Source organism: Streptomyces sp. NPDC040405 (genome assembly GCF_055595765.1).
On the sequence record NZ_JBVIVI010000001.1, the window covers coordinates 859478 to 871861 of the forward strand.

General features: G+C 74.6%; 10 protein-coding genes. 8 read left to right on the forward strand and 2 right to left on the reverse strand.

The features are described 5' to 3' along the window. Positions 1-148: 148 nt before the first annotated feature. Together ACZ59A_RS03790 and ACZ59A_RS03795 are read right to left on the reverse strand one after the other, a co-directional pair. Positions 149-1375, reverse strand: a complete 1227-nt coding sequence (locus ACZ59A_RS03790; protein ID WP_470953071.1) for a PucR-like N-terminal domain-containing protein — start codon at positions 1373-1375, stop codon at positions 149-151. A 10-nt stretch (positions 1376-1385) separates the two neighbouring features. Then, positions 1386-1538 (reverse strand): hypothetical protein, encoded by a 153-nt coding sequence (locus ACZ59A_RS03795; RefSeq protein ID WP_470953073.1) that lies wholly within the window; start codon positions 1536-1538, stop codon positions 1386-1388. 156 nt (positions 1539-1694) lie between these two features. On the opposite strand from ACZ59A_RS03795, the gene pgfA reads away from it, so the two are divergent. The 8 genes from pgfA (at position 1695) to ACZ59A_RS03835 (ending at position 12370) form a co-directional block, all read left to right on the forward strand. Beyond that, positions 1695-2756 carry a cell envelope lipid trafficking protein PgfA gene (gene pgfA / locus ACZ59A_RS03800; protein ID WP_470953076.1) on the forward strand — a complete coding sequence of 354 codons (1062 nt, stop codon included), beginning with the start codon at positions 1695-1697 and terminating at the stop codon, positions 2754-2756. Between the two features lie 109 nt (positions 2757-2865). Continuing rightward, positions 2866-4050: a glycosyltransferase family 4 protein gene (locus tag ACZ59A_RS03805; protein ID WP_470953078.1), complete on the forward strand. Its 1185-nt coding sequence runs from the start codon at positions 2866-2868 to the stop codon at positions 4048-4050. Positions 4051-4056: 6 nt separating this feature from the next. Next, complete coding sequence (locus ACZ59A_RS03810) at positions 4057-4785, forward strand: class I SAM-dependent methyltransferase (RefSeq protein ID WP_470953081.1); 729 nt, start codon at positions 4057-4059, stop codon at positions 4783-4785. Continuing rightward, a complete protein-coding gene (locus ACZ59A_RS03815; protein ID WP_470953084.1) occupies positions 4782-9158 on the forward strand; it encodes an alpha-(1->3)-arabinofuranosyltransferase domain-containing protein in 4377 nt (1458 codons plus the stop codon). Before ACZ59A_RS03810 ends, ACZ59A_RS03815 begins: the two co-directional genes overlap by 4 nt. Continuing rightward, positions 9155-10504, forward strand: coding sequence for a condensation protein (locus ACZ59A_RS03820; RefSeq protein WP_470953087.1), 1350 nt, complete (start codon positions 9155-9157; stop codon positions 10502-10504). The genes ACZ59A_RS03815 and ACZ59A_RS03820 overlap by 4 nt, the downstream gene beginning before the upstream one ends. Next, positions 10501-11241: a class I SAM-dependent methyltransferase gene (locus tag ACZ59A_RS03825; protein ID WP_470953090.1), complete on the forward strand. Its 741-nt coding sequence runs from the start codon at positions 10501-10503 to the stop codon at positions 11239-11241. The genes ACZ59A_RS03820 and ACZ59A_RS03825 overlap by 4 nt, the downstream gene beginning before the upstream one ends. After that, complete coding sequence (locus tag ACZ59A_RS03830; protein WP_470953093.1) at positions 11226-12164, forward strand: hypothetical protein; 939 nt, start codon at positions 11226-11228, stop codon at positions 12162-12164. The genes ACZ59A_RS03825 and ACZ59A_RS03830 overlap by 16 nt, the downstream gene beginning before the upstream one ends. After that, positions 12161-12370, forward strand: coding sequence for a Trm112 family protein (locus ACZ59A_RS03835; protein WP_470953095.1), 210 nt, complete (start codon positions 12161-12163; stop codon positions 12368-12370). The genes ACZ59A_RS03830 and ACZ59A_RS03835 overlap by 4 nt, the downstream gene beginning before the upstream one ends. Positions 12371-12384: the final 14 nt, after the last annotated feature.

The window sequence follows — 12384 nt, forward strand, 5'->3', positions numbered from 1 at the left end:
CGAACATAGGTTACGCGGAGGCCACTTCTCACGGCAATGGCCGCGCAAAGACCCTGAAGGCCACTGACAAGACTGCCAGGAGTGGCGCACGCGATGGCGCCCGGCGTGGCGTCCGGGGTGGCCGCCCGGAGTGGCACCGGCACAGTGGCTACGGCGTGGACGGCAGCAGGTCGCCGCGGAGCCGCTGCGCCCGCAGCACCAGCTCCAGCTCGAAGCGGCGGTCCGGGTCGTCCATCTCGTCGCCCCACAGCTCCCTGATCTGCCGGAGCCGGTAGCGCACGGTCTGCGGATGCACCCCCAGCCGGTCCGCGATCTCCGGCGCCCCGCCCCGCGTCTCCAGCCACGCCAGCAGCGTCTCGGCGAGGCGGCGCCCCTGGGCGGGGCCGCACCCGGCGAGCGGGGCGAGACGGCGCCGCGCCAGGGCGTCGATCAGCTCCTCGGGGGGCAGCAGCACCAGCGCCTCGGTGTGCTCGGTGCAGTGCAGCACCTCCCCGGCGGGCAGCAGGCCCCGCTCCATCAGCCGGACCGCGGCCGCCGCCCAGCGCAGCGACTTGGCGGCGTCGGCGAGCGGTACGGGCGGGCCGACCGCGCCCGACCACCCGGCGGTGGCCCGCCGCAGCAGCTCGGGGCGGCCCGCCTCCTCGGGGTCGGGGAGCACCATGCGCGGCTGTTCGCACTCCATGTCGAGGAGGACATCCCGGCCCACGGCGGGGGCCAGCGCCTCGCGCGCGGGGCGCAGCAGTACGGCGACGGCGACCCGCTCGGGCAGCGGCCAGCCGATGCGGGCGGCCCGCTCGGCGAGGGCGTCGGCGTCCTCGGGGCTCTTGCGGGGGCGTTCGGTGAGGAGCAGGTCGAGCAGCCTGCGCTGGAGCCGCAGCCGCTCCCCCGCCTGGCGCGCCGCGGCCTCGGCGTAGCCGCGCATGGACTCGGCGACCAGCCCGTCCAGATACTCGAAGCCGGACTCGGCGAGTTCGTACATGGCGGGCGCGGGGATCTCGACCTGCTGGCCCAGCTCGGCGAGGCGGCGCCAGGCGAGCCGTACGCCGAGCCGGTACATGGCCTGGAGCGAGTCGAGGCTGCGGCCGTGCTGCACCTGGCCGCGGCCGAACTCCTGGAACACCTCGGGGTGTGCGCGGGGGCCGCCGGAGCCGTCGGATACGTACTGGACGAAGTGTTCGAGGGCGCGCCGGATGCCCACCAGCGCCACCGGCTCGCCGCTCTCGTCCGGGACGATGACCAGGTTCGGGTACTCGCGGCGGATCTCGCGGAAGATGTCCTCGGCGAGCACCGGCACCTCGTCCAGGGCGAGCCGGGCGAAGTGGCGCACCCGCGACCGGGGCACCTCCTTCCAGGCCGAACGTAACGGCGACGCCATCCCCGGGTGCCTAGCGGGTGTCGGAGGAGGTCGGGAAGGTGACGAGGGGGACGTTCGGCTGTTCGGGCGTGACGCCCAGCAGGGCGACGATGCCGAGCGCGGCGCCGACCGCGAGGGCGGCGGACAGGACGCAGGTCACGGCGGCGGCAAGCAGTCTGGGCATGGCGCGGTGAGCCCCTTCCATATGGCGTGCGCACCGGCCCGGTCCGGCAACTCCCCAGCATGGAAGGAGGATTGACACTCCGTCAACCCTGCGCTTACGGTCCCGGCCTTAAGACTCGCCGGTAATATCCGGCCGCATCGAGACGGAGTGCCTGCCATGCGCCGCTCGGTATCATCCACTTCATCCGCTTTCTGGCCACTGTCGCTGATCCCGCTCGGGCTCGGCGTCTTCCTCCTGGTCCTCGCGCCCCTGCTGGCCTGGTACGTCGAACCGCGCGCCAAACGCACACCGATCGACACCGACGTGACCACGGTGTTCACCGGCCCGGGCAGCTACTTCGACACCGACAAGGTCAAGGAGCGACGGGACCAGCGGCTGACCATCACCCGCCGGGTGCTGGGCGACGTCCACGACAGCGACCGCACGGGGCGCGCTGTCTGGGACGTGTCGACGACGGTCGACACCCCGCGGACCCTGCCGCTGCGGGATCCCCGCCGGGCCTTCCAGTGGAAGACCGAGCGCTGGGTCACCGACCGCCGCACCAACGCGCCGGTGCACTGCTGCGGCGAGTCGCCCGGACCGTTCCAGGGGGACGCCTACCTGAAGTTCCCGTTCGACGTGAAGAAGCAGACGTACCGCTGGTGGGACAGCACGCTGGGCGACACCGTCCTGCTCCGCTTCGCCGGTACCACGAAGATCCAGGGGTACGAGGGCTACCGCTTCACCGGCACCGTGCGGCCCACCCGCACCGGCACCCGCCAGGTGCCCGGGCGGCTGGTCGCGCGGGCCAAGCAGGGCCAGGTGCAGGCCGAGGAGTGGTACGCCAACACCGGCATCGAGCTGGTGGCCGACCGCCGCACCGGCCGGATCATCTTCGCCGGGATCTCGCCCAAGGTCACCCTGCGCGCCCCCGGCGGCAACCGGGACCGGGTGACGCTGCTGCGCGGCAAGGGGCTGGCGTTCACCGAGGCCACCCAGCGCGGCCAGGTGAAGCTGGCCAGGGACGACAACCGCAGGCTGAGGCTGGTCGGCGAGACGGCGCCCGTGGCCGCGGGGATCGCCGGGGCGGTGCTGGCCGTGGGGGGAGCGGTGCTGGTGGCGCGGGGGAGGCGGGCACGCGTGAGTGATACTGCGCGAGGTGATGAAGCGTCAGCGGCCGAGGGCGGGGAATTTGTCACGCCGGTGAGTAGCCGGGGCGAACGAGGAAGCGAAAACTGACCACCCCACGAGCATCACCCCATCGCACACCCCCGGTTCGGCACGTCTCTCCCCCTCGCAGTCTTCCTACGAAGTCTCCGCACCCTGAGACGAGTTGGAGCACCCCGCCATGCCCCAGCACGTTCGACCGTCCCCCGCCGCCGCTCTCGATGCCATGCCGGAAGCGCCACTGCCGCACCGGATCGTCTTCCTCGCCCGCCGCGACCTCGGCAATCCGGCGGCCGGTGGCTCCGAGCTGCTGGTGGACCGGATCGCCGAGGGGCTGACCGCCCACGGCCACCAGGTCACCGTGGTGTGCGGCGGCCCCGCCGACGCCCGCGGCTACCAGGTGGTGTCCGCGGGCGGCCACGGGCGCACCCTCGGCGAGCTGGGCCACTTCCTGCGCACCCCGCACACCCTCGCCCACCGGGTCGGCCACTGCGATCTGCTGGTCGAAGTGTGCAACGGACTGCCCTACCTGGCCCCGCTGTGGCACCGCGGACCCACCCTCTGCCTGGTCAACCACGTCCACACCGATCTGTGGAAACTGCGCTTCCGGGGCCCGGCCGCCCGGCTCGGCAGGCGCCTCGAACACTGGGCGCTCGCCGACACCCACCGCGGCAACCTCATGGTGGCCGTCTCCGACTCCACCGCCGCCGCGCTGCGCTCCCTCGGCGTCGACCGGACCCGGATCCGGGTGGTGCACAACGGCGTCGAGGAACCCGGCCCGCTGCTGCCCACCTCCCGCGAGCCGCTGTTCCTCGCGATGGGACGGCTGGTCGAGTACAAGCGCGTCGACCTGCTGCTGCGGCTGTGGGAGCGGGTGCGGCCGGTCACCGGCGGGCGGCTCGTCATCGTCGGCGACGGCCCCGAACGGGCCCGGCTGGAGGCGATGGCCGGTCCCGGGGTCACGTTCACCGGCCATGTCACCGAGGAGGAGAAACACCGGCTGCTGTGCCAGGCGTGGCTGCTGCTGCACCCCTCCCTGATCGAGGGCTGGGGTCTGGTGGTGATGGAGGCGGCCACCCGCGGCACGCCCACGCTCGGCTTCGACATCCCCGGGCTGCGCGACTCCGTCGACGACGGGGTGACGGGTGTGCTGGCGCGCGGCGAGAGCTCGTTCGCCGCCGCCTGGTGCGCGCTCGCGCTCGGCCCGGAGCGGCGCGAGGCGCTGGGCCGGGCGGCGCGGCTGCGCGCGGAGCGGTTCCGGTGGAGCGCGACAGTACGGGGCTTCCGGGCCGTCGCCGCCGAGGCGTATCTGTCGGCGCCACCGCCCCTCCCCATCGGCTCGCCGTCGCTCAGACCCAGGCGGTGAGCGGCTGTGCGGGACCCCTCGATCCGACGCTCCGTCGCCCTCTTCCGCGCCTTCCTGCGGGAGCAGACCGACCCCGAGCACTGCTACCGGCTCCTCGCCCGGGACGCCGCACGCCAAGTGGCGCGGTACGCCGGGCCGCTGCGCGGACAGGTGGTGGTCGACGTGGGCGGCGGCAGCGGCCACTTCACCGAGGAGTTCCGCCGCCACGGCGCCCAGGCCCATCTCTTCGAGCCGGACACCGCTGAGCTGGCCGCCCGGGGGCAACCACCCGCCGGGGCCGTCCTCGCCGACGGGTATCTGCTGCCGCTCGCGGACGGCGTGGCGGACGTCGCGTTCTCCTCCAATGTGCTGGAGCACGTGGCCGATCCGTACACCTTCCTCAGCGAGCTGGCGCGGGTCACCCGCCCCGGCGGGCTGATCTACGTCTCGTACACCAACTGGCTCTCCCCCTGGGGCGGCCACGAGTGGGCGCCCTGGCACTATCTGGGCGCCGAGCGGGCCCGCGCCCGCTACCGGCGCCGCACCGGCCGGACCGCCAAGCACACGCTCGGCGAAAACCTCTTCCCCCTCCACATCGGCCCCGTCCTGCGCCACGTCCGCGGCCGCGCGGACGTGTCCGTGGTCTCGGCGCGCTCCCGCTACTGGCCGTTCCTCACCGAGGCGGTCGTGCGCGTGCCGGGGCTGCGGGAGGTCGCGACGTGGAACCTTCTCCTGATCCTTAGGCGGTCGCCATGACCCAGGTCGTCCCGTCCCCGCCCCAGGTGCGCACCCCGGCCGCCCCGCCGCCGCCCGCCCCCGGTGAACGGCCGCGCGGGCGGCGCTGGCTGGCCGGGTTCTGGGCCGCCGTCTTCGTCGCGTTCCTCGCGTCCTCGCCCGGCCGGATGACCTTCGACACCAAACTGCCGGTCGCCCTCGACCCGTTCGGGTTCCTCGCCGACCTCGGCTCGCTGTGGCACGACCGGGCGGGCTTCGGCGGGATCGCGGACCAGTACGTCGGCTACGCGTTTCCGATGCTGCCGTACTACGCCCTCACCCATCTCCTGCACATCCCGGTGTGGTTCGCCGAGCGGCTGTGGATGTCCCTCATCGTCACGGTGGCGTTCTGGGGTGCGCTGCGGCTCGCGGAGCGGCTGCGGATCGGCGCGCCTTCGGCCCGGCTGCTGGGCGCGGCCGGGTACGCGCTGTGGCCGGTGTTCACCATCGTCGTCGGCTCCACGTCCGCGGCCGCGCTGCCCGGCGCGCTGCTGCCGTGGGTCGTGCTGCCGCTCACCAACCCGGCCAGCCGCCCCCGTATCGCCGCCGCCCGCTCCGCGCTGCTCGTCCCCTGCATGGGCGGCGTCAACGCCGCCTCCACGCTCGCCTCGCTGCTGCCGGTCGCGCTGTATCTGCTCAGCCGCCCCGCCGGGCGGCGGCAGCGGGCGATGCTGGCGTGGTGGATCCCGGGGGTGCTGCTGGCCACGCTGTGGTGGGTCGTACCGCTGCTGCTGCTCGGGGTGTACGGCGAGAACTTCCTGCCGTACATCGAGCAGGCCGACACCACCACCGCCACGACGGCCGCCACCGAGACGCTGCGCGGCGCGGGCAACTGGGTGGCGTATCTGCACTTCGGCGAGGCGTGGCTGCCCGGCGGCTGGACCGTGGCCGCGTCCGTCGTGGCCGTCCTCGGCTCGGGGCTCGCCGCCGCGCTGGGCCTGGCCGGGCTGGCGCGGCGCGATCTGCCCGAGCGGCGGTGGCTGCTGCTCGTCGTGCTCTCCGTCGCGCTGATCACCCTCGCCGGGTACGGGGGCACGCTGGGCGGGCCGTTCCACGAGGCGGTGCAGGGCTGGCTGGACGGGTGGCTGCGGCCGTTCCGCAACGTCTACAAGTTCCAGACCGGGCTGGCCCTGTCACTGGCCCTGGGCCTGACCCACGTGGTGACCATCGCGGCCACCGGGACGGCCGGGGCTTCCGCGACCACCGGGACGGCCGGAGCCACCGGACCCGCTGGGACTGCCCGATCCGCCGGGGCCGCCCGGCTGCGCCGTTTTCCCGGGCGTCGTTTCCTCCCCGGGGTGCTGGCCCTGGCGCTTCTCCCGGGCCTCGCCTGGCCGTATCTCAACGGAACGGTCCTCCAGCCGGGCAGCTTCTCCGCGCTGCCCTCCCACTGGGAGAAGACCGCCGACTGGCTCGACGCACACGCCCCCGGAAGCCGCGCCCTCGTCGTGCCCGCCACCGCGCACGGCCTCTACACCTGGGGCAGCCCCATCGACCAGCCGCTCGACGTGCTCGCGAAATCCCGCTGGGCGCAACGCGACTTCGTCCCCTTCGGCACCGCCGGATCGCGGCGGGCCATGGACGCGGTCGAGCAGGCGCTGATGAGCGGCGGCGAGGTGCCGGGGCTGCGGGACTTCCTCGCCCGGGCCGGGCTGTACGAGGTCGTCGTACGCAACGACCTCGACCCGGACCAGCTCGGCTACGTACCGCCGCAGACCGTCGCCCGCACCCTGGAGTCCTCCGGCTACCGCAAGGTCGCCGGGTTCGGGCCGCTCATGACCGGCGGCCGGATCGCCGCCAACACCCCGGTGCAGGTGCAGGGGCTGTTCCCGCGCCGTCAGGCCGTCGAGATCTACCGGCCGGAGGGCGTGGCGCGGCCGGGCGCGGTGGCGGCCAAGCCGGTGTCCGCCACGGCCGCCGTCAGCGGTGGCCCCGAATCGCTGCTCCAGCTCTCCGCCGACCCCTCGATGGCCGACCGCCCCACCGTCCTCACCGGCGACCGCCACCCCGGCACCACAACCCCCGCCCTCCAGGCGGTCGGTGACGGCATGCGGCGCGCCGACACCCGCTTCGGGCTCGTCAACTCCAACACCTCGTACACGTACACCGCCGACGAACGGAATCCGTCCGGCAGCCTCACCGACCCCGGCGACGCGCCGCGCCAGATCCTGCCGAAGACGGGCACCCGGCACCAGACGACCGCCACGCTGCGCGGAGCGCTCTCGGTGACCGCCTCCAGCAGCGGCAACTGGCTTTTCCAGCTGCCGCAGTACGACCCCGTCGGCGCCTTCGACGGCAACCCGGACACGGCGTGGACCGAGGGCAGCGCGGGCAAACCGGTGGGGCAGTGGCTGCGTATCGAGTTCGCGCAAGAGCTGCGCCTGCCGGACTCACTCCAGCTGACCCCGCTGCCCGGCGACGGCCTGCGCGCCGCGCCCACCTCCGTACGTATCGAGACCGACAACGGATCGGCGGACAGCCCGCTCCAGCCGCACGGCACCCCGCAGTCCGTCAAGGTTCCGTCCGGCCCGGCGAAGTGGCTGAAGATCACGATCACCGGCTCGCAGACGCCCAAGCCGGGCCTGTCGGGGGCCGGGTTCTCCGAGGTGTCCGTGCCGGGTGTGCAGGTCACCCGGCTGCTCTCGCTTCCGGCGGACGCCGAGCGGAGTGACGCCGAGGCCGAGGTGGTCTCGCTGCACCGGTCCGCCGACCCGGGCGGCCTCTCCCCCGCGTCGGCGGAGGTCGGGCTGCACCGCCAGTTCCGCAGCGGGAGCGGCGGTACGTACGCCCTCGCGGGCCAGGCCCTCGCCGTCCCCGGTGGCGCGCTCGACACCCTGCTCGCCCGGGTGGCGCCCGGTCAGCGGCCCCGCGTCGAGATCAGCGCCGACTCCACCAGCCGCACCGGCACCGCGCTCGGCGCCCGCAACCTCATCGACGGCGATATCACCACGGCGTGGATCGCGGGCGACTCCCCCGTCCTGCATCTGCGCTGGCCGGGAAAGAAACGCATCAGCGAAATCGTCCTCGCGGCGGCGGGCGGGCTCTCCACCCGCCCCGAGGAAGTGCTCATCAACTCCCCCGACGGCGCCGCCACCGCCGGAGTCGACGCCAACGGCTGGGCCCGCTTCCCCGCCATCACCACCGACCGGCTCGACATCACCATCAGCAAGACCGCGCCGCTGACCCTCCACAACCCGGTGGCCGGGCAGGAGTTGCAGCTCCCGGTGGGGCTGAGCGAGCTGTACCTCCCCGAGCTGGGCAGCATGCTGCGCACGACCCCGCCCTCGGCGAAGGCCCGTTTCTCGCTGCCCTGCGGCCAGGGCCCGGCGCTGGCCGTGGACGGCACGCTGCACGCCACGAAGGCGTCGGGGCGGATACGGGATCTGACGGAGCGCCGTCCGGTGAAGGTCGAGCTGTGCGGTGACGAGGCCAAGGGCGGCAAGCTGCGGCTGGACGCGGGCCGCCACACGGTCGAGGCGGGCGACGCGGGCCCGCTGGCCCTGACCGATGTGACGCTGACCCGGGGCAAGCCCGCCGCCGCCGCGGTGGAGACCCGTACGGTCCAGGCCAAGGACTGGTCGGGCGACCGCAGAACGGTCAAGGTCGCCCCGGGCCAGGCCGTCTACCTCCAGACGTACGAGAACCACAACGACGGCTGGAAGGCCACGCTCAACGGCCGCGACCTCACCCCGCTGCGCGTCGACGGCTGGCAGCAGGGCTTCCTCGTCCCGGCGGGCGAGGGCGGCACGGTCACGCTCACGTACGAACCGGCGACGACGTACCACGCGGGCCTCATCGGCGGCGCGGCCGCGCTCCTGATCCTGGCCGGTCTGGCGTTCGCCCGCCGCCGCGACCCCGAGCCCCCGGCCCCTTGGGCGCCCGCGGCACCTGGCTGGGTGCTCGGCACGGTGGCCGTCACGGCGGTCATGGTCGCCGTGGCGGGCTGGCTGGCCCTGGCCGTCCCCGCCCTGGCCCTCCTCGCCTGGTACCGCCCCCGCTGGCTCGCCCCCACGGCCCTGACGGCGATGGCGGCCGCGGCGGTGGTGGCGGCCACGGGCGCGGGCGAACCGGCGGCGGCGGGCGAGGGCGCGTTCAGCGGGGCGGCGCAGGTGCTGGCCGTCGTGGCCCTGACGGCGGCGGTGGTGACGGTGCCCCTACGCGGTGGCGGGCGCGGGGAGGGCGTACCGGCGTACGACGCCCCGACCGCGCCACCGCCACCGCCACCGGGCCCCGGCGCGCCCGCCCGCCGCGCGGCGGACGACGATGCCCCGACCCTCATCGCCCCGCCCCTCGAACACCCGCCCGCGAGCGACGGGCGGGGCGCACGGGACCGGGAGAAGGACGGTGGCCGATGAGCGCGCTCGACCATGGCACCGGCAACGACGCCACCCCGCGGCGAATCCCCTTCCCCACCGTCGACGAGATCTCCCGGCACACCGTGCGGACCGACGAGCCCGAGACCGTGCACATCGAGGTGCATCTGCCGGGGCGGCCCGAGCCCGACCGGCTGCGGGACGCCTTCCGGGAGGCGTTGCGGCGGCATCCGCGGATCCTGGTGCGGGAGGCGCCCGGGCGCTGGTGGCGGCGGCGGTACGAGTGGGAGGTGACCGACGGGCCGGACATCGATCCGGTGTCCTTCCCCCCGTGCGCCGCCGACGCCCTCACCCGGGCCCGGGAACGGGCGCTGGCGGCGTGTCCGCCGCTGACGGCCTCGCCGCCGGTGCGGCTGGAGGTGGTGACCGAGCCGGACCGTACCGGCTGTGTGCTGGTCCTCACCGTCAACCACACCGCCCTCGACGGGCCGTCCTGCATGCGGGTGCTGGCCACCGCCGCCACCCTGTACGACGGTGGCGCCACCCCGGACCCGCCACCCGCAACGCGGCCACCACGCACGGTGGCCGCCACCGCACCCGACCGGTCCGGCACACGCGGGCTCGCCCGCCCCGTACGGATCGCCAAGGACACCCACACGCCCCGCATCGGCAACGCCATGCTGCTCACCGAGCTGCCCGTACCGCCCCGAGCACCCGGCGGCCCCACCGTCAACGACCAACTCCTCGTCGCCACCTGCCTGATGGCCGCCCGCTGGAACGCGTTGCACGGCCGCGCGCCCGCGCCCGTACGGATCACCATGCCCGTGGACGACCGGCCGCGCGGCGCGTCCGCCATGGCCATCGGCAACGGCACCCGGCTCGTGGAAGTCGGCTTCGGCCCCGAGGAGCGGGCGGAAACACGCCTGCTGACCCGGGAGACGCCCGACCCGGCCGCCGTGGCGCGGCTGCTGCATCGCACCGCGGCCCGCACCCTGGCGCTGAAGGCCGCGCCGGGGGCGCAGTTGGGGATGGCGGGGACACTGCTCACGGTGCCCGCCGTGCCCGTCGGGCTGCGGGCGGCGGTGACGCGCGGGCTGCGGCGCGCGGCCGGGCCGTGGACGTCCACGACGCTGCTGAGCAACATCGGCCGGATCCCGTACGCACTCCGCTTCGGCGAGGCGGGCGTGGCCACCGCCGTCTGGTTCTCGGCCCCGGCCCGCATGCCGCGCGGACTGACGGTGACGACGGCCTCGACCGGCGGACGGCTGCATGTGACGCTGCGCTGGTCACGGGCGCTGCTGGACGACGCGGCGGGGGCGGGACTCGCGGGCCTCTTCCGACGGGCGCTGGCCGCCACCGCGCGAGCACACGCGGAAGACACCGCATGAGCCCGGCGCTCCGGGACTTCTACGAGAACCCGGCCGTACCCGTGGCGTCCGGGCCGGACCGCAGCCGCCGCCAGGCGCGGATGCTGGCACACGCGCTCGCCACGGGCGGAAACGCACCCGCCACCGTCCTCGACATCGGCTGCGGCGACGGCACCGCGGCCGCCACCGCCCTCCCCCTCCTCCGCGGCCACCGCCTCATCGGCGTCGACTGGTCGCAGGACGCGCTGCGCCGCGCCGCGCGCCGCCTGCCCACCGTCGTACGGGGCGAACTCGACCACGGCGGGCTGCCGTTCGCCGACGGGAGCGCCGACGCGTGCGTGTTCAGCGAGGTGGTCGAGCACCTCGTCGACCCGGACGCGGCGCTGGACGAAATACGCCGCGTGCTGCGCCCCGGCGGCCATCTGCTGCTGTCCACGCCCAACCTGGCGGCCTGGTACAACCGCGGGCTGCTGCTGGCCGGGGTGCAGCCGGTGTTCTCGGAGGTCAGCCTGCGCGGCATCCACGGGCGCCCCGGCCGCGAGGTCGTCGGCCATCTTCGGCTGTACACGGCGCGGGCGCTGCGCGGCTTCCTCACCGCGTCCGGTTTCGAAGTGGTACGGCTCGCGGGGGCGCCGTTCCATGGCGTTCCGCGCGGCTTGCGGCCCCTGGACCGGGCCGTGTGCCGGGTGCCGTCGCTGGCGTCGATCCTGCTGGTGCACGCGAGGCGGACGGAGGGCGGCGCATGGGGTGGGGCGTGATGGCGGCGCTGCTCGCGAACGTGGCGTACAGCACCGGTTTCGTACTGGAGAAGCGCGCCCTGTCGGCCCTGCCGCCACTCAGCACCACCCGCCCGGCGCGGCTGCTGCGGCTGCTGCTGGGGAGCCCGCTGTGGCTGGCCGGTTCGGCGGCGCTCGCGGCGGGGTTCGCGGCGCAACTGGTGGTGTACCGCACGTTGCCGATCGCGGCCGCGCAGGGCCTGTTCGTGTCCGGCCTGGTGCTGCTCCTGCTGCTGTCCTCCCGAGTGCTGGGCGAGCGGACCAGTGGCCGCGAACGGGCCGGGATCGGGCTGATCCTGTGCGCCCTGGTGATGGTGGTGGCATCGCTACGGGGCAACAGCGACGTCAGCCGCACCGCCCCCACCGGAACCCTGCTCGCCATCTGCGTCCCGTCCCTGGTGGCGGGGGTGTGGCTGTACGGAGCCACCGAGCGCCGCGCCCGCCACTCCGGCCGTCGGCCGCCGACCGGCGTGGAGTACGGGGTGGCCGTCGGACTGCTGTACGGGGTCAGCTCGCTCGCCATCAAGGGCGTGTCCGGGCTGCTGACGACGGACGGCCTCGGCACCCTGGCGCTCACGCTGCTGCGCGGCCCGTATCCGTATCTGCTGCTGTTCACCGGCGCGGCGGGCCTGGTGCTGTCGCAGACCGCGCTGCAACGCTGCCGCGCGTCGCTCATCGTGCCGGTGTGCACGACGGTGACCTGCGTGTTCACGGTGGTGTGCGGGACGGTCGCGTTCGGCGAGCCACTGCCGCACGAGCCGTGGCGGCTCGCCCTACGGCTCGGCGGGACGGCGCTGGCGGTGTGCGTGCTGCTGACCCTCCCCCGCCACGACGCCGACCGCCCTGATCCAGGCCGCCCTGATCCGGCCCACCCTGATCCGGCCCGCGAAGGAAGTGGACGATGACCCCCGACGACCCGGTCCTGAGGATCCTGGCCTGCCCGCTCGACAAGGGCCCGCTGACCCTGCTGCTGCCCGAGGACGTCCTGTACAACCCGCGGCTGCGCCGCCGCTACCCGATCGTGGACGGCGTGCCGCAACTGCTGCCGTCGTCCGGGGAACGTGTCCCGGACGAGGAACACGAACGGCTGGCGCAACGCCTCGGGCCCTGAGCCCGCCCCGGCCG